Origin of the sequence: Klebsiella sp. (assembly GCF_027492335.1) — a bacterium.
Classification (GTDB): Bacteria; Pseudomonadota; Gammaproteobacteria; order Enterobacterales; family Enterobacteriaceae; genus Klebsiella; species Klebsiella huaxiensis.
The window spans coordinates 191,944-214,850 of sequence record NZ_JAPUEW010000047.1 but is presented as its reverse complement, the minus strand read 5'-3'; the positions used below and the strand labels follow the sequence as shown (position 1 = coordinate 214,850).

The 22,907-nt window shown below is 51.9% G+C and carries 23 protein-coding genes; 17 read left to right on the top strand and 6 right to left on the bottom strand.

Annotated elements, in window-relative coordinates:
- Together QVF11_RS14640 and iraM are read left to right on the top strand one after the other, a co-directional pair.
- Positions 1-335: BamA/TamA family outer membrane protein (locus QVF11_RS14640; protein ID WP_287857938.1), on the top strand; the 335-nt coding region annotated here is incomplete at its 5' end.
- Positions 336-631: 296 nt separating this feature from the next.
- Positions 632-1,006, top strand: a complete 375-nt coding sequence (iraM, locus tag QVF11_RS14635) for an anti-adapter protein IraM (protein WP_112215880.1) — start codon at positions 632-634, stop codon at positions 1,004-1,006.
- Positions 1,007-1,012: 6 nt separating this feature from the next.
- Here iraM and QVF11_RS14630 read toward each other — a convergent pair whose 3' ends face one another.
- Genes QVF11_RS14630 through QVF11_RS14620 form a run of 3 tightly spaced genes read right to left on the bottom strand, consistent with a single transcriptional unit; the run spans position 1,013 to position 3,554 of the window.
- Positions 1,013-1,774 (bottom strand): inositol monophosphatase family protein, encoded by a 762-nt coding sequence (locus tag QVF11_RS14630; RefSeq protein ID WP_112215879.1) that lies wholly within the window; start codon positions 1,772-1,774, stop codon positions 1,013-1,015.
- On the bottom strand, positions 1,771-2,802 hold the full coding sequence (locus tag QVF11_RS14625; RefSeq protein ID WP_287857935.1) for a LacI family DNA-binding transcriptional regulator: 1,032 nt from the start codon (positions 2,800-2,802) through the stop codon (positions 1,771-1,773). The genes QVF11_RS14630 and QVF11_RS14625 overlap by 4 nt, the downstream gene beginning before the upstream one ends.
- Positions 2,799-3,554 carry an MBL fold metallo-hydrolase gene (locus QVF11_RS14620; RefSeq protein WP_287857933.1) on the bottom strand — a complete coding sequence of 252 codons (756 nt, stop codon included), beginning with the start codon at positions 3,552-3,554 and terminating at the stop codon, positions 2,799-2,801. The genes QVF11_RS14625 and QVF11_RS14620 overlap by 4 nt, the downstream gene beginning before the upstream one ends.
- A gap of 310 nt (positions 3,555-3,864) precedes the next feature.
- Here QVF11_RS14620 and QVF11_RS14615 point away from each other — a divergent pair, with 310 nt between their 5' ends.
- The 4 genes from QVF11_RS14615 (at position 3,865) to QVF11_RS14600 (ending at position 7,843) form a co-directional block, all read left to right on the top strand.
- A complete protein-coding gene (locus QVF11_RS14615; RefSeq protein WP_112215876.1) occupies positions 3,865-4,914 on the top strand; it encodes an ABC transporter ATP-binding protein in 1,050 nt (349 codons plus the stop codon).
- Positions 4,915-4,943: 29 nt separating this feature from the next.
- Positions 4,944-6,083, top strand: a complete 1,140-nt coding sequence (locus QVF11_RS14610; protein ID WP_112215875.1) for an ABC transporter substrate-binding protein — start codon at positions 4,944-4,946, stop codon at positions 6,081-6,083.
- 72 nt (positions 6,084-6,155) lie between these two features.
- Positions 6,156-6,986 (top strand): ABC transporter permease, encoded by an 831-nt coding sequence (locus QVF11_RS14605; protein WP_287857930.1) that lies wholly within the window; start codon positions 6,156-6,158, stop codon positions 6,984-6,986.
- Positions 6,986-7,843 (top strand): ABC transporter permease, encoded by an 858-nt coding sequence (locus QVF11_RS14600; RefSeq protein ID WP_181421810.1) that lies wholly within the window; start codon positions 6,986-6,988, stop codon positions 7,841-7,843. The genes QVF11_RS14605 and QVF11_RS14600 overlap by 1 nt, the downstream gene beginning before the upstream one ends.
- A 38-nt stretch (positions 7,844-7,881) precedes the next feature.
- Here the strand turns inward: QVF11_RS14600 and QVF11_RS14595 are convergent, their stop codons facing one another.
- A complete protein-coding gene (locus QVF11_RS14595; protein ID WP_112215873.1) occupies positions 7,882-8,163 on the bottom strand; it encodes a YjcB family protein in 282 nt (93 codons plus the stop codon).
- 543 nt (positions 8,164-8,706) lie between these two features.
- Between QVF11_RS14595 and QVF11_RS14590 the strand changes: the two genes are divergently transcribed.
- Positions 8,707-10,311 carry an EAL domain-containing protein gene (locus tag QVF11_RS14590; RefSeq protein ID WP_287857927.1) on the top strand — a complete coding sequence of 535 codons (1,605 nt, stop codon included), beginning with the start codon at positions 8,707-8,709 and terminating at the stop codon, positions 10,309-10,311.
- Here the strand turns inward: QVF11_RS14590 and soxS are convergent.
- Complete coding sequence (soxS, locus tag QVF11_RS14585; RefSeq protein ID WP_110274562.1) at positions 10,296-10,625, bottom strand: superoxide response transcriptional regulator SoxS; 330 nt, start codon at positions 10,623-10,625, stop codon at positions 10,296-10,298. The two genes, QVF11_RS14590 and soxS, sit on opposite strands and share 16 nt — an antisense overlap.
- An 84-nt stretch (positions 10,626-10,709) precedes the next feature.
- Here soxS and soxR point away from each other — a divergent pair, with 84 nt between their 5' ends.
- From soxR to QVF11_RS14565, 4 genes are all read left to right on the top strand, one after another.
- On the top strand, positions 10,710-11,168 hold the full coding sequence (soxR, locus tag QVF11_RS14580) for a redox-sensitive transcriptional activator SoxR (protein ID WP_004206331.1): 459 nt from the start codon (positions 10,710-10,712) through the stop codon (positions 11,166-11,168).
- A gap of 260 nt (positions 11,169-11,428) precedes the next feature.
- Positions 11,429-12,097 carry a glutathione S-transferase family protein gene (locus tag QVF11_RS14575; RefSeq protein ID WP_287857925.1) on the top strand — a complete coding sequence of 223 codons (669 nt, stop codon included), beginning with the start codon at positions 11,429-11,431 and terminating at the stop codon, positions 12,095-12,097.
- A gap of 388 nt (positions 12,098-12,485) precedes the next feature.
- Complete coding sequence (locus QVF11_RS14570; protein WP_112215869.1) at positions 12,486-13,835, top strand: NCS2 family permease; 1,350 nt, start codon at positions 12,486-12,488, stop codon at positions 13,833-13,835.
- Between the two features lie 147 nt (positions 13,836-13,982).
- Positions 13,983-15,629 (top strand): Na+/H+ antiporter, encoded by a 1,647-nt coding sequence (locus QVF11_RS14565; RefSeq protein ID WP_112215868.1) that lies wholly within the window; start codon positions 13,983-13,985, stop codon positions 15,627-15,629.
- 102 nt (positions 15,630-15,731) lie between these two features.
- Here QVF11_RS14565 and QVF11_RS14560 read toward each other — a convergent pair whose 3' ends face one another.
- A complete protein-coding gene (locus QVF11_RS14560) occupies positions 15,732-16,613 on the bottom strand; it encodes a LysR family transcriptional regulator (RefSeq protein WP_112215867.1) in 882 nt (293 codons plus the stop codon).
- A gap of 103 nt (positions 16,614-16,716) precedes the next feature.
- Here QVF11_RS14560 and QVF11_RS14555 point away from each other — a divergent pair, with 103 nt between their 5' ends.
- From QVF11_RS14555 to QVF11_RS14530, 6 genes are all read left to right on the top strand, one after another.
- Complete coding sequence (locus tag QVF11_RS14555) at positions 16,717-17,127, top strand: CidA/LrgA family protein (protein ID WP_112215866.1); 411 nt, start codon at positions 16,717-16,719, stop codon at positions 17,125-17,127.
- Positions 17,120-17,809 (top strand): LrgB family protein, encoded by a 690-nt coding sequence (locus QVF11_RS14550; RefSeq protein WP_112215865.1) that lies wholly within the window; start codon positions 17,120-17,122, stop codon positions 17,807-17,809. The genes QVF11_RS14555 and QVF11_RS14550 overlap by 8 nt, the downstream gene beginning before the upstream one ends.
- A 635-nt stretch (positions 17,810-18,444) precedes the next feature.
- Positions 18,445-18,981, top strand: a complete 537-nt coding sequence (locus tag QVF11_RS14545; protein WP_287857920.1) for a fimbrial protein — start codon at positions 18,445-18,447, stop codon at positions 18,979-18,981.
- A 56-nt stretch (positions 18,982-19,037) separates the two neighbouring features.
- Positions 19,038-19,724: a fimbrial assembly chaperone gene (locus QVF11_RS14540; RefSeq protein WP_287857917.1), complete on the top strand. Its 687-nt coding sequence runs from the start codon at positions 19,038-19,040 to the stop codon at positions 19,722-19,724.
- The gene (locus tag QVF11_RS14535; RefSeq protein ID WP_287857914.1) at positions 19,678-22,269 is read left to right on the top strand and encodes a fimbria/pilus outer membrane usher protein; all 2,592 of its coding nucleotides are present in this window, start codon (positions 19,678-19,680) and stop codon (positions 22,267-22,269) included. Before QVF11_RS14540 ends, QVF11_RS14535 begins: the two co-directional genes overlap by 47 nt.
- Complete coding sequence (locus QVF11_RS14530) at positions 22,266-22,886, top strand: fimbrial protein (RefSeq protein WP_287857912.1); 621 nt, start codon at positions 22,266-22,268, stop codon at positions 22,884-22,886. Before QVF11_RS14535 ends, QVF11_RS14530 begins: the two co-directional genes overlap by 4 nt.
- Positions 22,887-22,907: the final 21 nt, after the last annotated feature.

Below are 22,907 nucleotides of genomic sequence, written 5' to 3'. Positions count from 1 at the left end.
CCGATGCGGTTGGCGGTAACGCGATGGCGGTGCTAAACAGCGAGTTTATTGTGCCGACACCGTTTGTGAATGACAAATACGCTGACAGCCTGCGGACGTCGCTATTCCTTGATGCCGGTACAGTATGGAGCACCTCATGGCAAAATACCGGCCAGACGCTGGCGGCGGGGATCCCGGACTATGGCGATCCGTCGCATATTCGTATGTCCGCCGGGATTGCGGTGCAATGGATGTCGCCGTTAGGCCCGCTGGTCTTCTCATGGGCCGAGCCGTTTAAAAAATACGATGGCGATAAAGCCGAGCAGTTTCAGTTTAATATCGGCAAAACCTGGTAATGCCTCAGGTTATTATCCAGAGAATATTACAGGCTATCGTTGTTGGTAGCCTGTAATTTATTGTCAATATATTGTTATTTATGTATATTCTTTGCCTGTGCGGCTTTGTGGTATTATAGTTAACTATTAATTATTAGAGCTCAATATTCATTGTACGTCTTAGTGAGTATAATTTATGTTGAGTATTGTCTAATGTCACATTATTAATCGACGACCTTGCGGTTGGCTATAATGGATGCTATCAATATAGAGTCATTTATCAGCAATACATGCATGGATAGAAGCAAGGATAGAAAATGAAATGGACTATTCATAATACTCTTGTCTGCCCGCATTCCGGCGTGGCTTTTTCCTCAATCTCCAGCCTGCGTTTTTTAAAGTTTATTCTTTGGTATGAAGCCGATATTTTATTACTGCCGGGAGAGTCGATGAAACTCTACTCCTCCAGCGTTTTAATTAACGAGCAATATCATGCGGTAAAGGTTTATAACATTACGCGATACGATGAGGGACAATGGGAAAAGCTGCGAGAGCGGCCATCCTGTCCGTACCATTCCACCGCCACGACGGCAGAAGCCTGTTCTTACCAGGAACACTGTGCGATAAAGCGCTGCCCGAACGACTTTCCTCGTGGGGCAATATGGCAGTCGTCAGGACAGCGCTGTGCGTAATGCAGGCTATGCGGGCAGCAGAGCGGAAAGCCGGGCCTGTACATCGACGCATCCGGCCAGCACCAGGTTACCGCGCAGTAAGCCATCGTTGGCTAAAAAGTCATTGCTGGCACCGCCCGCTTCGACGATCAGCAGCATTCCCGCCAGGGCATCCCAGCTATTCATATGCTCTTCGTAATAGGCGTGTACCTGGCCGGTGGCAACGTGGGCCAGCATTAACGCCCCGGCGCCAAAGCGTCGATACTCCATTCCCGCGTTGAGGACACGAGCGATAGCGTGGGTATAGTTTTCCGCGGGCGCGCGGCTGGAACGCCCCATCCCAATCACCACCGTTTCCGGATCCGGTTCGCGTAACGTCAGGCGCTGATCGTTAAGAAAGGCACCTTTACCACGGCGGGCAAAGAAAAATTCATTTCGGTCAGGGGCGTAAATAATCCCCAGCTCAAGCGTATTGTGCAGAACGTAAGCCAGAGAAATACACCAGTAGTCCATCCCCTGAATGTAGTTAGTGGTTCCGTCGATAGGGTCGAGCACCCAGGTTCCTTGCCCACCGCTTTCCAGGCCGCTCTCTTCGCCGAGAAAGCCATCCTGCGGGCAGTGGATCTTCAGCCAGTTCTTGATCTCTTTTTCCACGAACAGATCGGCCTGCGAGACAAAATCCTGACGCGCTTTTTTATCTATCTGTAGCCCCGTATCGCGCAGCGCTTGTGCCTGCGCACCCAACTGGCGAATCAATTCGCATAATGACTGCTGCTGTTCTTCCGTCATAGCCTGCTCTTATCGGTTGATGGCGACGTGCGCCGATGAATTAACTGCACCCCCACCCACGTGGTGCGCGAAGGTTGTAAAGGGTCGCTGGCCCGCTCCAGCAGGCGCGCTAAGGCCTGGCGGGAAATCTCCGCGACGTCCTGGTGCAAGGTGCTGAGCTGATAACTGTATTGCGCCGTTTGCGGCGTATTGTCAAAGCCAATGATCTGAAAATCGTCGGGAGCCTGCTTGCCGCGTAGGCGCATGCCGTCAAGGAAACCGCAGGCCAGTTGGGCATTGGCGCAGAAAATACCCTGTAGCCTGTCGTCGGCGTTGGCGGCGGCCTGGAAACCGCCTTCGTAGCCCTCAACCGGTGCGAAAAGGGCGTGCAGGTCACGTTGAGTATCCACGCCGAGCGCCAGGAGTGCTTGAGAAAACGCCGCGCCGCGCGTTTGCCCCGCCCAGGTTGAGTAATGATGGTTGAGCCAACCGAATCGATAACAACCAGCGCGAACCAACTGCTCAGCGGCAAGGGTCGCTCCGGCGACATTATCCGAGCAAACATAATCGACGCAGGGGATATTGGGCTGGCGATTGATGCCTACCACCGGAATTTGCTGCTGAACGCACTCGTTAACCAGCGATTCCGGCGGCTGCCCGGAGGTGACGATAACGCCGGAAACGCGAAATTGGGCGAAGCGCCGCAGGGTTTGCGCCAGATCCTGTTCGCTACGGATTTCACTCACCAGCGCCTGAAAACCGCGGCGCTGGATCTCGCTGAGCAGCGCGTCAAGCAGACTGCTGCGAAACGGATCGCTGATGCGCGAAACGATCACGCCGATCAGATGGCTGCGCCGTCGGTTTAACCCCTGGGCGAGGAAATTGACCTGGTATCCCAACTCTTCGGCTGCGCGCAGTACGCGTTCTCTGGTATCGGGAGAGATGCTGCCATTATTGCTCAGAGCGCGGGATACTACGGCCCGTGAGACCCCCGCACGCTGGGCGACATCCTGCGCGGTAATACTCTGTTTACGCGGTGATGAAGTCATATCGGGCGTTCCGAATGATGGAGCTCATACTGCAGGCCGTCGTGGCTAACGAACAAACCTTCCCACGGCAGACAGGCGGATTTCAGCGCGGGCAATATCGCGTCGTAGCAGTGATAGAGCCCCATCGTACGCAAATTGAGCTGCTGGAATAGCGCGAGGCATGAAGGGAAATCGCCGTGCGAGGCGTCATCGGCTAGCGCGGTCAGCGAGGCGCACTCCTGAAATACCAAATCGGCCCCTGCCATCAGCGCAATGGAATCCGGCGTCGGGCGACCATCGCCGCTGTAGAACAGGGTTTGCCCGCCGAAGGTGATACGAATGGCGCGGTTGGTCAGCTCATGCTGCGTTTGTGCGGTCTGAATATGCCAGTCATGCCACGTCCAGGCCTCTGTGCTGTCACGCCAGTCGATGGCAAAACACAACGTTGTTTGCGGCCAGTTTGCCAGCGCTGCCAACTGTATCAGGACCGGGCGCTGCTGCGGCTGGCTGTAGATAATCAGCGGCTTCTGGCGCGAGAAGCTCTTCCAGTAGTTGAGCAGCGCCGTCAGGCCGGTACAGTGGTCCGGGTGAACGTGGGTGAAATAGATAACGTCAATCTCGTTGATATCGCCGCCGCGCCGCCACAGCGCCCGGGGGATTGTGGGGCCGCAATCAATCAGCCACTGTCGGTTTTGGGCGTCGATAACCCGTAGTGCAGAGGTATTTTGTTCGCTGGAGAAAGCGCTACCGCAGCCAAGAACATCTATTTTCATTTTCCCTCGCCGAAATTTTAGGTCTGTTAGAGTTTGTTGCCAGTAGGCGTAATTGTTGCAGGACGTTTGGATTAGGACTGCGCGGAAGAACCGGAGCGTACTTGTAGTACGTGAGGATTCTGAGCACTGCCCTAACCCAAACGGCCAAATAAAATAGCCTAATGGCCAAACTCTTAATTAAATTGTCACAAATACCCGACAAAGTAGGCTCACATCATGTCGAGTCAACGTTGCATTTTTTTTACATTCAAATGAACACGTGTTCATCGGGTGATGAAAATGCAGATACAGAGATTTTTGGGTATCGAATATGAGCTATTTACAGATCTCCCGGCTAAAAATTAGCTACGGCGATAAAGTCGTTTTGCATAATATCGATCTGAGCGTTGAGAAAGGGGAAATGATTGCCCTGCTGGGTCCTTCCGGTTGCGGGAAAACAACGCTTTTGAACGCGCTTTGCGGGTTTATTCCGACGCAGACAGGAGATATTTCCATTGCCGGACGCGATATTTCTCATAGCGCGCCGGAGCAGCGCAATATCACCATGGTCTTCCAAAGCTATGCCCTGTGGCCGCATCTGACGGTAGCGCGCAATATTGGTTACGGTCTGAAGCTGCGTAAATGGCGGCGCGACGATATTGACCGCCGGGTGGCGGAACTGCTCAACATCGTCAACCTCAACGGTCTGGCGGACGTCAAGGTGACCGAACTCTCCGGCGGACAGCGTCAGCGGGTGGCCCTGGCCCGCGCGCTGGCGATAGAACCGGATGTGCTGGTGCTGGATGAACCGCTCTCGAATCTTGATGCGAAAGTGCGACTTAACGTACGCCACGAAATCAAAGCGCTGCAAAAAAGACTCGGCTTTACCTCGTTAATCGTCACTCACGATCAGCAGGAGGCGCTGGTGATGGCCGACCGCATCGCGGTATTAAATAATGGTCGTATTGAGCAAATAGGTTCGCCAGAGGATATTTATCAGCGCCCGGCCACGCCTTTTGTCGCCGATTTTATGGGGGCAGATAATAAAATTCCCGCCAGCGAACTCTTTGCCGTCGAAGGGATGTATTTACGCGCCGCCGGGCAATATTCCGCTGAGCATTTTAACGACCGTATTCTTTATTTTCGCAGCGCCGATGCCGCGCTCGGAGAATTATCTGATAGCGCCGCGCCGGAGGGGTTAACGCTGAACGGTATCGTTGAGCAAAGCGCTTTTCTCGGCAACTTATATCGCCATAGCGTGCGTTGTCACAATCGCGTCCTGCTGGCGGATTCTGCGCATTGCTGGCCAGCCAGCACGCCGGTCAGGCTACATGTCCCGGCGCCCGCATTGCATATTTTTCCTTCATCACAAGCTCATTAACTTCATCGCGTTCATTCTGGGGATAGACCATGTTTACGAAAACGAAAGCTGCGGTAGTGATTGCATTATTTCTGAGCTGCGGCGCGCAGGCCGACACCGTTCTTCACGTCGCTACGGCGGGGGATCAAAATATGGTGGATTACGTCAAAACCTGGCTGGGGCCGAAGTTTGAAGCGGCGCATCCGGGAGTCAAAGTTCAGGTCGTCGGCACCGGTCCGGGAGACGCGGGGTCGAATAAAATCATTGAAAAACTGACGGCGCAAAAAGAGAGCGGTGCGCAAACCTGGGATATTGATGTGGCGGTGGTGCATCAGAAAGCCGGTGGCGAGCTGGTGGAAAAGGGGCTGCTGGAGAAGTATCGCCAGCAGATTAAGACTGGCTCAATGGTGACTGCCGACAACGCGAAAAACGCCCTTGGGGTGAACGTCGACGGCTACGTTATGCCGATGTTTTTAAGCCAGACCGCCATTGCCTGGAATAGCGATGCCATTAAAACGCCTCCGGCGTCCTACGATGAGCTGGTGAGCTGGGCGCAAAAAAATCCGCAGGCCTTTGGTTACAACGGTATTAAAAACGGCATGTCCGGCGTCAGCTTTGTGGTGGGCTGGATATATGCCTACGGTACCGATGCCCAGCGCTTGTCTTCTCTACCGTACGATAAAGGCGTTGAGAAAAATTGGGGGCAGGCTTACGAGAAGCTGAAAGCGTTTAATAAGAACGTCACCTTCACGCCGGGTAACGCCGGGACGCTCGATATGCTGAGCCGCGGCGAAATCATGATGGGGCCGGTGTGGGTGGATATGTTCTATAGCTGGAAAGATCAGGGCAAGCTGCCGCCGTCGATTAAGCTGTCTCTGCTGGCGCCGGGAATGCCGGGCCAACCGATGTACTACGTGACCCCGGCGAAGGCGGCGAACCCGCAGCTGGCGCGTGAGTTCATCGAACTGGCGACCAGCCCGGAAGTGCAGGCACAGGGGATCGTGAAGCAATTTAACTGGTATCCAGGGATTGACGCCGAACACGTGAAGCCGAAGCTTGATGGCCAGACCTGGCAAAAACTGTTTGCTGAAATTTCGCCGCAGGCGCTGGCGGAATACGGCAAGAGCTTCCCGATTACGCCATATTTTGACGACATCAAAGAAGGCTATGAAAGCCAGGTCGCCAATTAATTGACTGCTGCTGCTCAGGCGCGATGCGACGTCGCCCTGAGCGTTTTTCTTGTTGCTGACGCCAGGTTTGTTATGCGTACTTCGCTGAAATATCTGCTGCTGGTCGCTCCAGCCGCGCTTATGATCGCCGTGCTCTTTTTATATCCGCTGGGCTTTTCGCTGATCGCCGCTTTTACTGACGACGCGCAGCGCCTCACGCTGGCCCACTTCAGTAAGGTATATACGCTCTATTCCAGCGACGTTCTGTTTACGCTGATTATTGTGCTCGCCTCCGTGGCGCTGCTGGCGGCTCTCTCTATTACCCTTTCGGCAGTGATTACGCTATCACCCTGTCGACCGATTGTCCGCATGCTGGGGTTTTTGTATCGCCTGCCGCTGTTTATCCCTTTTATCGTCGCCGCGCAGATGATGCGTACCTTTCTGGCCAAAAACGGCTTGATGAACAACGCGCTGGTGGCAACTGACCTCATCACTCCGCTGGAGACCGTTTCCTGGCTGGGCTGGAAGGGGATCATTATCACTTTTGTCTGGAAGCAGCTGGCGTTTGCCACCCTGCTTATCTGCGGAGCGATGGCGGCGCTGGAACAACCGCAGATTCTGGCGGCGCGCAATCTTGGCGCGTCGCGACCGCGTATTTTATTCGACATTATTTTGCCACAGGTGCTGCCAGCAATCGGCGTGGCGCTGGTGCTCTCCACCGTCACCATGATGTCGGTGCTGTCGGTCCCGCTGATGATAGGCGTCGGCTCGCCGACGATGATGACCGTGGATATGGCCTTTCGCGTTAATTCCTATGGCGACTACGCTGTCGCTAACGCGCTTGGCGTGGTGTCGCTACTGATTTGCGGGGGACTGTCGTGGTTTTATCTGCGCCATAGTTTGCAGCAAAAAGGGAGAGAATAATGAAAGAGGCAATCATGACACGACCGGGAACGCTGCTGGCGAAAGGCCGCAGAAGGTTGAGCGCCAGTCTGCCGTTACAGACGTTACTGCTGGTCTTTATGCTGCTGGCGATGTTTGGCCCGCTGCTGAACTTACTCATCTGGACGGTGGCGGAGAGCTGGTTTTTCCCGCATTCGCTGCCCAGCCAATGGGGGCTGAAATACTGGTATCAGGTATTCAGCCCCTACAGCGATGTGTCCGGCTCGCTACTGACTAGCGTGCTGATTGCGCTGCTATCGGTGCTGGTATGTCTGCTGATCTCCATTCCGGCGGGATACGCCCTCTCAAGGCGCGGGATGCCGCTACGGGTGTTGTTTATGCTATTGTTTCTGATCCCGCAGGCGTTTCCCAATCTGACTGTGTACATGAATATCGCCCGGCTTTTCTATCAATGGGGGCTTAACGGCACGGTCGCGGGGGTTGTGTTGGTGCACAGCGTACACGGGTTGATGTATTCGGTGTGGATTTGCGTGGCGGCTTTTTCGGCGGTCGACCCGCTGCTGGCCAGGGCTTCACGCAATCTGGGGGCGGGGCCGATTTACACTTTTTGGCATATTGTACTGCCGCAGGCTTCGCCGGGAATTATCGCCGCCAGCATTTTTGTGTTTCTGGAGTCGCTGGACGAATTTACCGGCACCTTTTTTGTCGGCGCGCCGGATATCACCACGTTGCCGCTGCTGCTGTATAACGCCAGTATGTCGGGCAACTATCAGGTATCGTCAATTACGGCGCTGATTTTACTGGTGCCATCGCTGCTGTTTATGCTGGTGATTCATAAATTTATGCGCCCGGAGATGCTGTCGAAGATGGGCAAATAGCGGTAAAAAAAGCTTCCCGTTGGGAAGCTTTTTTTACATCAGGTCATCATCATCGGCCATTCCGGCGGGGTCTGGCTCATTACTTCAATCATGACATCTTTGATATTGCCCCAGATCTTTGCAACGTCCATCAGCGTAATACCTAACAGACCGGTGGCAAACCAGCAGGCTGCGGCCAGGCCTACACAGCTACAAATAACCGCTAAACCGGCATAATCACTTTTACGCAGCTGAATATTCATCGAGCTGGCCAGGAACATCAGCACTGCGCTCACGAGTGGCCAGCGCAAAAGTACGACACTGGTAGTAATGGTAGCCATCAACCTTTCCTCAAAGAAATGCGGGAGCCTTTGACAACCTGACGAGACTAACGATGACGCGGTGCTCTGGCTATCTACAGGCAAACAAGAGAGTAATGAAACAACGTTCTTGTTTCATCAACTAATGTGAACTATATCACAATTGCTCTTTTATTCACCAGCCAAAAAAAGTACTTTTCTTGCGCTTATTAACCACTTTATTTGAGTGGTTAATAAGAGAGGAAGGGATGTATCTTTCATTCAGAAGGCGATTATAAACGATAGCCAGCCGCAATTCTTTTTTATTAGCGTTTATGTTCTGCGGATTTTATTACTTATTCCCGCCAATTATACGGATAAACCGAATGAGACAGTGGAGCTAATCTCATTATGTTGAGAATGTTTCTCCAGCCTTCTATAAGTCAGTATTATTCATGATTCATAGTCATGAGGTTTTTACGTCAAAGTGTGGGTTGCTGAATTGCCCTGATTCATATCACAGTAAGCAGAGTCATCGGGGCCTTTCACCTTGATTAAGGCGTATCGCATGGATAAAAAGCGGAAATGAGTCATAGCTCGCCACATAAGGCGTTAAGAGTATTTGGCATCGTGCTGGTTATTCTGCTGCCGGTGATGCTGGCATTGTGGTTTGCACAAATACGCGCCAAAGCGGAAACCACCGATCAACTACGGGTGTTTTCTAAGCTGGCGCTGCAAAAAACGGAGGTGGTCATTCGTGAAGCCGATGAGGCGCGCGATAAAGCCAGGTTATATCAGGGAGAGCTATGCTCGCCGCAGCATCAGCAATATATGTTGAGTATTGTTCGCGGCCTGCTCTATATCGACGATTTAATCTATGCCAATGGCTCGCATTTTTTCTGTTCGACTGCGGTACGCCGCCAGGCCGGATGGCGCATTCCGGCTGCAACGTATACTAAAAAGCCGGATATTGCGATTTACTACTACCGCGAAACCCCTTTCTATCCCAGCTATGCCATGAACTATATGCAGCGCGGTCATTATGTGGCGGTGATTCATCCGCTTTCCTTTAGCGCGTTGATAACCAGCGACCGCGATCTGGCCTGGGGCGTTTTTGATACCAAAACCAACCAGTTTTTTTCCGTCAGTACGAATGCAGACTCCGGTCAACTGCATCGGTTGATCCGTGATGAAGAGGCGTTTTTTCATCAGGATGGACGCGTTTATACCATTGCCCATTCCACCGTTCGCCCGATAGCCGTCATTATGTCCACCTCGCGGGTCAGCTATTACCAGAATTTTTATAATCAGGCGACGCTGACTCTGCCGTTAGGGCTGATTTGTAGCGTCTTGCTTTTGCTGGTGTGGTCACGTACCCGACAGCAGTATCATTCTCCGCGTAGCATGCTGCAGCGGGCGCTAAGCCGTCGCCAACTGTGCCTGCACTACCAGCCGATCATGGATATCAAAAATAATTGCTGCGTGGGTGCCGAGGCACTGCTGCGCTGGCCTGGATTTGATGGCCCGGTGATGAGCCCGGCGGAGTTTATCCCGTTGGCGGAAAATGAGGGGATGATTGCGCAGGTCGCGGACTATGTGGTGGATGAGGTGTTCGCCGATATGGGCGAGTTTCTGGCACGGCACCCGCATTTATACGTGGCAATCAACCTTTCGGCTTCGGATTTCCACTCCGCGAGATTGATTGAGCACATCAACGAAAAGGTTCACCGCCATGCAATTAGCGTGGGGCAGGTTAAAATCGAAGTGACTGAGCGCGGGTTTATCGATGTGCCGAAAACCACTCCGGTGATTCAGGCCTTCCGCGACGCGGGGTATGAAATTGCGATTGATGATTTTGGTACCGGCTACTCCAACCTGCACAACCTCCATTCGTTGAACGTTGACATCCTCAAGATTGATAAATCCTTCGTTGATGCGCTAACGAACAACAGTACCAGCCACCTGATTGCTGAACATATTATTCAGATGGCTAACAGCTTGCATTTAAAGATCGTTGCCGAAGGGGTTGAAACGGCCGACCAGGTGGCGTGGTTACAAAAGCACGGCGTGCAATACTGTCAGGGCTGGCACTTTGCGAAAGCGATGCCACCGCTGGAGTTTATGCAGTGGCTGACTAACGCCCGCACCAGCCTTTGCCCGCATCAACAACATCTTCACGCGGAGATTTGATGGCGATAGGCGCTGGGCGTGCGGTCGAACTCGCGGCGGAAAACCCGCGAAAATGTTTGTTGCGACACGTAGCCGAGATCCATCGCGATATCAAAAATCGGGCGCTGAGTCGTTCTTAACGCTTCTGCGGCAAGCAGCAAGCGGCGCTGGCGAATGTAATCCCCCAGGGTTTGATGCATCACTGCGCGAAACATCCGCTGGAGATACCATTTCGAATAGCCCGATTTTCTGGCGACTACATCAATGTTAAGTGGTTGATCGATATGTTCATCAATCCATTCAATAAGCGTTTGGATAATATCGTGATGGGACATATTGCGGCCTCTCTCAATTCTCGATTCGTCGTTTTGTCTGTGGGCGAGTATAATTCCTCAAGTTAACTTGAGGTAAAGCGCTTTATGGAAAAGAAATCCCCTCGCATCAAAATGCTGCTGACCCCCGGCGAAGTGGCAAAACGAACCGGTGTTGCTGTCTCCGCGCTGCATTTTTATGAAAGTAAGGGGCTGATTCACAGCCAGCGTAACGCCGGTAATCAGCGGCGCTATCGGCGTGATGTCCTGCGCGCAGTGGCGATCATTAAAATTGCGCAACGTATTGGTATTCCGCTGGCGACCATCGGCGATGCGTTCGGCGTGTTACCGGAAGGGCATAACCTCAGCGCCAAAGAGTGGAAGATGTTGTCTTCCCAGTGGCGGGAGGAATTGGATCGGCGCATCCATACCCTGACCGCACTGCGCGATCAACTGGATGGCTGCATCGGCTGCGGCTGCCTGTCGCGCCGCGACTGCCCGTTACGTAATCCCGGCGATAAGCTGGGCGAAGAGGGGACCGGCGCGCGGCTGTTGGAAGAGGAGTAAAAAAAACTAAAGCGCCACAACAGGGCGCTTTAGTTGTTTTCCGGTCTTGGTCTTTCGCACTATCCCGCTGCTTCGCAGGAGGGTTTCCCCCGACGTCGGCTCCCCTCGGTATTGCGCAATGTGTTGATTGAGGTTCCGGTTTGTGCCGACAACTTAAGTGTGGCACTTCCCGCTGATTTTTCCTCTTTGGTTTGCCGGAAAATTTCCGTCATTCGCCGCCTGTTCCTATAGTTAATTTGAACAAACAGCGGGAGAAGCCCATGTTGACGGTACATCATCTTAATCAGTCGCGATCGCAGCGCGTGTTATGGGCGCTGGAAGAGCTGCAACTGCCTTACCAGATAGTCTCTTATCAGCGGGGGAAAAATATGCTCGCCCCGGCGGAGTTAAAAGATATTCATCCGCTAGGTAAATCGCCGGTGGTGGAAGATAACGGCTACATCCTCGCGGAATCCGGCGCAATCCTGGAATATTTGCAGGAGACCTATGACAGCATTCAGCGGTTCAGGCCGCAGTCGATAGAAGATAAGCTGCAATATCGTTTTTGGCTGCACTACGCTGAAGGTTCGTTGATGCCTCTGATGCTGATGAAACTGGTGTTCGCCAGCCTGGGCAAGCCGCCGGTTCCTTTTGGCATGCGCACTCTGGGCAATGCGTTAGGCAAAGGCGTACAAAAAGCCTGGCTTGATCGGCAAGTGGAAACGCACGCCCGTTTTATTGAAGAGCACCTTTCCCGCCAGCGCTGGTTTGCCGGAGCCGAACTGAGTATGGCGGATATCCAGATGAGCTTTCCGGCAATGGCGCTGCTGGCGCGCGGTGGCGTGGAGGATTTTCCGCATCTGACGCAGTGGGTACAGCGCATAGAGCAGCGCCCGGCGTGGCAGAGTGCGATTGAGCGCGGTGGTCCTTTTACCTTACCCGGTGGGTGAAGCATTACTAAAGCCGATGACTGGAAAAAATTGCTATCAGTGCAATGCAAAAATGTTACCGGATTGCGCATGGACGATAACGTTTGCGCATCGGCTGGTTATTTCCTGAACGTCATAAGCGAAATTTAGCGAAATACGGCAATCTTCAGTTGAAAAGGCCCATCTAAAGGCTGGATAATCGTTTGCCTTTTTATTTTGCTCATCATTTCCTCTGCTAACAGGGGGGAGCAAAGTCATTCTTCACACCGTATTGTATGCGCGGAGTTAAACGTTTGCTTTTCACAGCCCCTGGCGCTGCGATGTAGCACAAGGAGATCGCGTTTAACTGGCAGTGGATGGTCCACCTCGCATCCAAACGAACGATAAAAATTCTCAGGGGAAGTTTTCTATGTCTACGCCTTCAGCGCGTACCGGCGGTTCATTGGACGCCTGGTTTAAAATTTCTGCTCGCGGCAGCACCGTGCGTCAGGAAATCGTTGCCGGTCTTACGACCTTCCTGGCGATGGTGTACTCCGTCATCGTCGTGCCGGGTATGCTCGGTAAAGCAGGTTTCCCACCGGCGGCGGTATTTGTCTCCACCTGTCTGGTAGCGGGCGTCGGCTCGCTGGTGATGGGGCTGTGGGCGAACCTGCCGCTGGCGATTGGCTGCGCCATCTCGCTGACCGCCTTTACCGCCTTTAGCCTGGTGTTGGGCCAACAGATCAGTATTCCGGTAGCGTTGGGTGCCGTGTTCCTGATGGGCGTGCTGTTTACCGTGATTTCCGCAACCGGTATTCGTAGCTGGATCTTGCGTAATCTGCCGCAGGGCGTTGCGCACGGCACGGGGATTGGTATCGGACTGTTTCTGCTGCTGATCGCCGCCAACGGCGTTGGTCTGGTTATTAAAAACCCGCTGGACGGCCTGCCGGTGGCGTTGGGTAATTTCGACAGCTTCCCGGTGATTATGTCGCTGGTGGGGCTGGCGGTGATTATCGGCCTCGAAAAACTCAAAGTGCCGGGCGGTATCCTGCTGACGATTATCGGCGTGTCGATTATCGGTCTGATTTTCGATCCTAACGTTCACTTCTCCGGTGTTTTCGCTATGCCGTCGCTGAGCGACGATAAGGGCAACTCGCTGATCGGTAGCCTGGATATCGTGGGCGCGCTGAACCCCATCGTTCTGCCGAGCGTGCTGGCGTTGGTGATGACCGCAGTATTTGATGCGACTGGCACCATCCGCGCGGTGGCCGGTCAGGCAAACTTGCTGGATAAAGACGGGCAGATTATCAATGGCGGCAAAGCATTGACCACTGACTCCCTGAGCAGCGTCTTCTCTGGTCTGGTCGGCGCGGCTCCGGCAGCGGTCTATATCGAGTCAGCCGCAGGTACTGCCGCGGGCGGTAAAACCGGCCTGACTGCGGTAACCGTTGGCGTGCTGTTCCTGCTGATCCTGTTCCTCTCTCCGCTCTCTTATCTGGTACCGGCGTACGCGACGGCTCCGGCGCTGATGTACGTAGGCTTGTTGATGCTGAGCAACGTGGCGAAAATCGACTTTAACGATTTTGTCGATGCGATGGCGGGCCTGATTACGGCGGTCTTTATCGTGCTGACCTGTAACATTGTTACCGGCATCATGATTGGCTTTGCTTCACTGGTGATTGGTCGTCTGGTGTCCGGGGAGTGGCGCAAGCTGAACCTGGGGACGGTGATCATCGCGGCGGCGCTGGTTATTTTCTACGCTGGCGGCTGGGCGATTTAACTTTTTCTGCTAATCACGGGCGGCTTTGGCCGCCCGATTTATTTTTAAGCCACATCCTGTTTCCTTTTGCGTTAATCTGAGTAGCGTACCATTCCGAGACATGACGCCTCAGATGTAAAAAAAGAAAACGTAGCAAACAGGGAACACATGGAAATATTCTTTACCATACTCATCATGACCCTCGTGGTCTCTCTCTCCGGGGTGGTTACACGCGTACTGCCCTTTCAGGTTCCACTACCTTTAATCCAAATAGGCATTGGCGCGATGCTGGCCTGGCCTACCTTTGGACTGCACGTCGAATTCGACCCTGAACTCTTTCTGGTTCTGTTTATCCCGCCGCTGCTATTTGCTGATGGCTGGAAGACGCCAACCCGCGAGTTCATTGAGCATGGGCGAGAAATATTTGGTCTGGCGCTGGCGCTTGTGCTGGTGACGGTGGTCGGTATTGGCTACCTCATCTACTGGATCGTACCGGGCATTCCGCTGATACCGGCCTTCGCGCTGGCGGCGGTGCTGTCACCGACGGATGCCGTAGCGCTCTCAGGGATTGTTGGTGAAGGGCGCATTCCGAAAAAAATTATGGGGATTTTGCAGGGGGAGGCGCTGATGAACGACGCCTCCGGCCTGGTCTCCCTGAAGTTTGCCGTCGCGGTAGCGATGGGCACGATGGTTTTTACCGTCGGCGGAGCGACGGTGGAGTTTTTCAAAGTAGCGGTCGGCGGTATTCTCGCGGGCTTCGTGGTCAGCTGGCTGTACGGGCGCTCAATGCGCTTTCTTAGCCGTTGGGGCGGCGATGAACCGGCAACGCAGATTGTGCTGCTGTTCCTGCTGCCGTTCGCATCCTACTTGATCGCAGAACATATTGGCTTCTCCGGGATCCTGGCGGCGGTGGCTGCGGGGATGACCATCACCCGTTCCGGCGTGATGCGCAGCGCACCGCTGGCGATGCGCCTGCGTGCGAACAGCACCTGGGCGATGCTGGAGTTCGTGTTTAACGGCATGGTTTTCCTGTTGTTGGGCCTGCAGTTGCCGGATATTCTGTCGAGCTCGCTGGTGGCGGCAGAGGCGGATCCGAACGTTGAAACCTGGATGCTGTTTACCGATATCATCCTGATTTACGCCGCCCTGATGCTGGTGCGCTTTGGCTGGCTGTGGACGATGCGTAAATTGAGCCAGCGCTTCCTGAAAAAGAAACCGATGGAGTTTGGCTCCTGGACCACGCGTGAGCTGCTGATCTCCTCCGTCGCCGGGGTGCGTGGGGCGATTACTCTTGCCGGTGTGCTGTCGATTCCTCTGCTGTTGCCGGACGGTAACGTCTTCCCGGCGCGCTATGAGCTGGTGTTCCTTGCCGCCGGGGTGATTCTGTTCTCCCTGTTTGTTGGTGTGATTGCGCTGCCGATTCTGCTGCGGCATATCGAGTCGAGCGACCACGTTCAGCAGCGCAAAGAAGAGCGTCTGGCGCGGGCGGCAACGGCGGACGTGGCGATTGTCGCGATTCAGAAAATGGAAGAGCGCCTGGCATCGGACACCAAAGAGAATATCGATAATCAGCTGCTGACCGAGGTCAGTTCGCGGGTAATTGGTAACCTGCGTCGTCGGGTCGATGGACGTAACGATGTGGAAACGTCGATGCTGGAAGAGAGCCTCGAACGCAGGTTCCGCCTGGCGGCGCTGCGTTCAGAGCGCGGGGAGCTATACCACCTGCGTGCCACCCGGCAGATCAGCAACGAGACGCTGCAGAAGATGTTGCACGATCTTGACCTGCTGGAGGCGCTGTTAATCGAAGATCAGTAACTCCGTATCTGTTCCCCGGAGGCGGCGCCTGACGCGCCTTGTCCGGGTTACCGTCCCTCAGACTGTAGCCCGGGTAAGGTGTTTACGCCGCAACCCGGGAGCTCACTCCAGCCAGAACGCCTTACTACACTCCAGCCATGCCCGCGCGCTGTGCGACATATACACGCCCTCCCGCCAAATCATCCCCAGCTCCCAACGTAGCTCGCTCTGCAACGGTATCCAGCAAAAGCTTTGCGGATCGAGACGCTGGCAAATCGGCTCCGGCAGAATCGCTATCCCAATCCCCGCTTGCACCATTGCGGCCAGAAAATCCCACTGCCCGCTACGCACCGCAATACGCGGCTTAACCTCATGCTGGGTAAAAAGCTGCATCAACTGCTGACTGAGGGCAAAATCTTCGTTGTAAATCACCAGTGGATGCTCGGTGAGTGCCTTTGGAGACAGTGATGATATGCTTTCCCATTGCGTTGTTCTCGGGGTCAGCACGCAGAGTGGATGACTAAACAACGACAGCGTGCTCAGGCCGCTGGCCTCATCAACGGGGAGTGCCGTCATCGCCAAATCCAGCTCGCCGTTGCTTACCGCCTGCTGCACCGTCAGTCCACCAAACTCGGAAATCTTTAGTTCAATGCCCGAGTAGCGCTGGCGAAAGCGGCTAATCGGTTCCGCCATCAACATCCCCACCATCGGCGGGATCCCCAGACGCAGAACACCTTTGTGCAGATGATTAATATCGCTCAGCTCCGACTCCAACTGATGAAACTCACCAAGAATAGCCTGGCCGCGCTCGAAGACCACCCGCCCGGTATCGGTCAACAGCAGCTTGCGCCCATCGCGAATCAGCAGGGTGCAGTTCAGTTCATCTTCCAGATTTTTGAGCATCTTGCTGATGGTGGGCTGCGTGACGAATAGCTTCTCCGCCGCACGGGTAAAGCTCTGCTGGCGGACCACTTCAACAAAATAACGCAGCGTTCGGATATCCATAATTATTCCCTGAGACTATACCTGTGATGATTTTAATTCATTTCTACCGGGCCTGGCGGCTCTCTATACTGCACGCCTGTCATCTTTTTCAGGAATTCCGCTCATGGCCTCCGCGCCAGCTCGCGTGACACCCTTCGTCATGCAACGCCTGCAGGTATCGGTTCAGGTATTGATCTACGCTGGACTGTTCGTCTGCGCTGAATATTTAGTTAACTGGCTGCATTTGCCTCTTCCGGCGAACCTGGTGGGCATGCTGATGCTGCTGGCGCTGATTGTTTGCCGAATTATCCCCTTAAACTGGGTGCGAGCCGGGGCCCGCTGGCTGCTGGCGGAAATGCTGCTGTTTTTCGTGCCAGCAGTGGTTGCGGTCGTGAACTACGCCCAACTGCTGATGGTTGATGGCTGGCGCATCTTTTTGGTTATTGGGCTGAGTACCACCATGGTACTGGGCACGACGGCGTGGGTGGTCGATAAAGTGTATCGCTATGAAGTGAGCAGGATGAAACATGAGTGATTTTCAGCTAAGCGTTCTGTGTCTTATCGTCACGCTAGGGCTCTATTTTGCCAACAAGCGTCTCTATCGACGCTTTCATAAGCTCCCGCTGATGCCGCTGGTTTTTACCCCAGTCCTGCTGGTGCTGATCCTGGTATTCGGCCATATCTCTTATCAAAGCTATATCGGGGAAACCCACTGGCTGCTGTGGTTATTGGGCCCGGCAACGATTGCTTTTGCCGTGCCGGTATATGACAACCTGGCGATTATTAAACGTCACTGGTTGTCGCTGACTGCTGGAGTGACTACCGCATCGGTTGTTGCGGTGACCAGTTCGGTGTGGCTGGCGCGATTGTTTACTCTGCCTGATGAGATCCAGCGCAGCCTGGCGGTGCGCTCGGTGACGACCCCCTTTGCGTTAGCGGCAGCCAAACCGCTGGGCGGTCAGCCTGATTTAGTCGCCCTGTTTGTGGTCGTGACCGGGGTATTTGGTATGGCGGTGGGCGACGTACTGTTTCTGCGTCTTTCTATTCACGAGGGGATGGCGAAAGGGGCGGGATTCGGTGCGGCGTCCCACGGTGCCGGAACGGCGCGTTCCTATGAGCTGGGACCGCAGGAGGGCGTGGTCGCTAGCCTGGTGATGATGCTTTCCGGTGTGGTGATGGTACTGGCCGCGCCGTTGGTACGTTGGAGCATGTTTTGATAATCATTTAACCATCATCACGATTACTATCTTTGCGGATCGACCGGGAGATATAATGGGACAGTAAGTATTTTTAATAAAAAACGTTAATTAACGCTACATGTGTATACTTATGTAATTGATGATTTAATTAGTTGCGATATTAATATTAAATAGAGAGTGGTGTGTTTTTTATTGGTTTTTTTGCGAGTATTCTTAATTGCTTTACGTTTGAATTGTAACTAAGTGTTTCATTTTTTAGTGGGGTTGTAGTTGTTTTTGGTATGTATTTTTATTTTATATTTTTTTTGTGAATGTGTTCATTTTATAATGTCATGATTTTTCTTATTTATTTTAAATTATACATCGTAATTATTGATGGTGGGTAATTATATACTTAAGCGAGATATTTTTACCTTGTTGAGAATACTCCTACTTTCGGTTATCTTAGAGACGTGAGCTTTTATTATTGAATGGATTCATGTGGAACTAAAGCTCTTGCATTTATGAGTTCGATAAATATTAAATGCAGGTTATTCATTCCCCGTGCGAATGCAACAGCTTATAGCTAAGTTGTTATCCATGTTCATTCTCTAATATATGGCCATAAACAATTGATGGATTGATTGTTAATCTGGATAAATAGGGGAATACCAATGAAAACCAATGTAAAAACTTTAGCTAAAATTCTGGCCTTATCTGCGGGCTGCTCTCTGGTTGCAATGTCCCATGCGGATAACACCATCAAGTTTACCGGGACAGTTTCCGATACGACTTGTACCGCTACCATTGATAATGGCGTTTCAGCGATTGAGATGGGGACTGTCTCAGTAGCAGATTTAAAAGCGAATACCTATAGCGCGGCGAAGAACTTCTCTTTCACTTTGACCGGTTGCCCTACAGATGAAGGTTCTCTGACTAAAGCCAGAATTACCTTTGGTGGTGAAGCTGATACGTTTAATAGTGATTACTTTAAAAACCAGGCTTCAGCGTCTCCAGCTACCAATGTTGCTGTCGCTATTTTTGATAACGCAGGGGTTATTCAGAAGAATAATGCCGAAGGTTCTGATGTCGATATTTCCTCTGGCGAAGCCACCGTTCCGTTTACCGTGAAAATGGCTAAATCTGGCGCTTCAGATCCGACTAAAGGCCCGGTGCTGACGACAGTAACCTATAACGTTACCTATTATTAATTAAGTAACAATATATCAAAGGGAAAGTATTTTGCTTTCCCTGTTTGGACAATGCTATGAACAGATTATTATGTTGTGTTTGTTTGTTTTCCTGTATTTCGGTATCGCAGGCCAGTGTGGTTGTTGGCGGTACACGTGTTATCTTCGATGGTACACAAAAGACAACCACAGTGTCTGTTCAAAATAAAGATAATGTTACAAATATAGTACAGTCCTGGCTCTCCATTGTGGATGAAACCTCGCCAGCGAAAGATTCGTTTATTACAACCCCTCCCTTGTTTCGCTTGAAAGCGGGTGAACAAGGATTTGTACGAATCCTTCGAACGGGAAAACCTTTGCCGGAAGATAGGGAGTCAATGGTTTGGCTGAATATTAAAGGTATTCCTGCAATGGATAACGCACCAGATAAGAACATGGTGCAGTTTGCTATCAACTCTCGAATTAAACTTATTTATCGACCCGCAGCCTTAAAAAAAGCTATTCCGGAAAACTTCTCTGAGAAACTACAATGGTCCAGTGAAGGACGAGAGTTAAAGGTGAAAAATAACTCTCCACTATATATGAATTTCTCAGGGATATTTGTTAATGGCAAGGCCGTACCCGAAGCATGGTTTGTCGCCCCATACTCAACGATAAAAATACCGGTAGCAAGCGCATCTTCATCAGGGAAAAGGGAAGTCACATGGAGCGTGATCAATGATTATGGTATGTCAGGACCGAAATATAAGGTCATCATTCAATAACGTTGGATGGAATGATGCACTTTCATTGAAACGCAGTTATATAGCTATTCTTTGTTGCCTTGGCTCAATTCCGTTACCGGCTGTCGCAGGGGAGTATTTTAACCCCCATTTGCTGGAAGTGAACGAAACCGGCGCGACAGTCGTAGATTTGACCTATATTTCCCAAGAGTCAGTCCCTCCGGGTCAATACAATCTCGATGTCTATATTAACGACAAGTTTATTGGTTCTGAATCTGTTATTTTCAAGCCGCAAAATGAAGGTAATGACTCTTCTGCTCAGCCGTGTATCAACGTCGCGCACCTGAAAGAGTGGTCGATTAAAACTGAAGACTACCCCGAACTTACGGCAGCTGGCTCCGGGTGCGCAAAGCTGTCTGCGATCCCTGGATGGGAAACGGCGGTGCAGCTTTCGCGTCAGCGGGTCGATTTTACATTGCCTCAGGTTGCTATGCAGCATCGTCCGCAAGGTTATGTCGCTGAAAACAGGTGGCAGCAGGGCATCACTGCCGGGCTGCTTAATTACAACCTTTCGGGGCAAAAAACCGATCCTCGGCACGGCGGCGAATCGACGTCCAGCCAGTTTGTCAGCCTACAGCCGGGTCTGAACGTTGGGCCATGGCGTTTACGAAATTACAGCACCCTCAATCATAATAATGATGGTAATCAATGGGACTCCGTCTACAGCTATATCTCACGTGATATCCACGCCCTGAAAAGCCAGTTGATAATGGGCCAGACCTATACCTCATCGGGTGTGTTCGACAGTATCAGCTTTACCGGTCTACAGTTGAACTCAGATAAAGAGATGCTGCCGGATAGCCTGAATGGCTTTGCGCCAGTCATTAAAGGCATTGCTCGTACTACCGCCGACGTGACGGTTTATCAGAACGGATACAGTATCTATAAAACCACCGTATCTCCTGGCGCATTCGAAATAAGCGACCTTTACCCAACAGGGAGCGCAGGCGATCTCTATGTGACGGTGAAAGAATCTGATGGTAGCGCACAGAGCTTTGTTGTGCCTTTTGCCTCGCTGGCGATTCTGCAGCGTGAGGGGCAAATAGATTATGCTTTCAGCAGTGGTAAAACTCGCTCCGGGAGCTCCGGTGGAAAGGAATACAATTTCCTGCAATCTTCCATTGCCTGGGGAGCATTGAGTAACGTCACGTTATACGGTGGTTTCCAGCAACTGGAAGATAAATATAGCAACGCGCTACTTGGGGCCGGATTTAATCTGGGTTCTGTCGGAGCGCTCTCATTCGATGCTTCCCAATCCTGGGCTGATATAAAAGAGAATCCTGCATCGGATAAAACGTCATCCAGCGAGGGTCAGTCTTATCGCATGCGTTTTAGTAAAGATTTTCCTCTGACGGGAACCAACTTTTCTGTTGCGGGATACCGTTATTCAACGCATGGCTATTACTCGCTGCAAAATTTTATCGATAATGCGAATTCTTACAGCGGCTGTTGTTCCTCAAATGGGCGGACAAAAGATCGTTTTGACGCATCAGCTTCTCAGGTTTTCTCAGGGTACGGTTCGCTCTCCCTTTCACTGGTAAGTGAGTCCTACTGGGATAATTCACGTATGGAGTCTCTGGGCGTTAGTTATAGCAACACCTTTGGTCGGGTGTCATATTTCATTAACTACTCCTATAACCGAAATGTGCAGAGCACTAGCCAGAACAGCGATAGTTCACCATCCAGCGATAATATTATTTCCCTCACCGTGAGCGTACCTTTCAGTGCAGATATATCGGCTAACTACAATATGAGCAGTAGTCGAAAGGGAGATACCACGCATAGCCTTGGTTTAAATGGTACTGCCTTTACAGACCGTTCCCTGAACTGGAATGTGCAGGAAGGATATAACGAAAACGACAAAAGTACCTCGGGGAACGTCAATCTGAACTATCAAGGTTCTAAAGGCGAAGCCACTGCTGGATATGGCTATGACAACTATAGCTCGCGGTATAATTACTCGCTGCGCGGCGGGATGGTTGCTCACTCCGGCGGGGTAACTTTCTCTCGCTACCTCGGTGAGAGCGTGGCGTTAGTTGAAGCCCCTGGTGTCAGCGATGTAGCGGTACGCGGGCAGACTAATGTGATGACCGATTCTGCTGGATACGCTGTGGTACCTTTCGTAAGGGCCTACCATGAAAATAATCTCTCACTTGATGAACAACAGGTTTCGGGCGCGGAAATTGATAATATCGTCAGAACGGTGGTACCGACGCGCAGCGCTATCGTCAAGGTAAAATATGATACCTGGATTGGTTATAAGGTAATGATGACCTTGCGTTTCCAGAATAAGGCAGTACCTTTTGGCGCCGTTATTACGCTAGATGATGAAGGCCAGGACCATAAAGAAAATAGAAGTTCCATTGTTGGTGATTCCGGGCAGGTCTATCTTACCGGACTCCCAGAAAAAGGTCGGCTGTTTGTGAAGTGGGGTGATACTCAAAATACCCAGTGCTATCTCAAGTATGATTTGTCATCTAATAAATCAGTTGACGAGATTATTTTTTACGGAGCGGACTGCCGATGATAAATATCAATATGTTCGGTTCAAACCGGAAAGAAAGAACGGTAGCAATGCGGGTAAATTATGCTAAACCATCGATGAAATCTCGAATGCTATTATTGATTACTGGTATAGGGTTTCTGTTGAGCAGCACTGTTCCTGCCTGGGCTTATGATGCGACGAGTACCGTCAATTTTAATGTCACCGGTACCATTGAAGAGCCTGTATGTGAAGTCTCTGTGAGGCCATCCAATGCTATCGATCTGGGAACGGTTTCCTCTCAATATCTGATCGGCAAACCAGGAGCAACCAGTGAGGCCACAGCTGTTGCACTTGTCTTTGATAATTGCTCAGCAGGTACGGCTTCAGTCATGATAACATTTAATGGTATTCCGTTTGATAGCACCTATACAGCGATTTATAAAAATGAGCTGACTGATGGTGCAAAGGGTGTTGGATTACAACTTCTAAGCGCTGAGGAACAGATATCTTTGGGGCCGAACGATAGCTATACCTATATATTCAATGATAGTTCCTCGGGGCACACTTTTGATATGAGCGCCAGAATGTATACACCCTACGGACGTGTATCGGCGGGAAATGTAGCATATACAGTCACTTTTAATGTTTCGTATAAATGATACGATTTTGGGTGGGGTTTA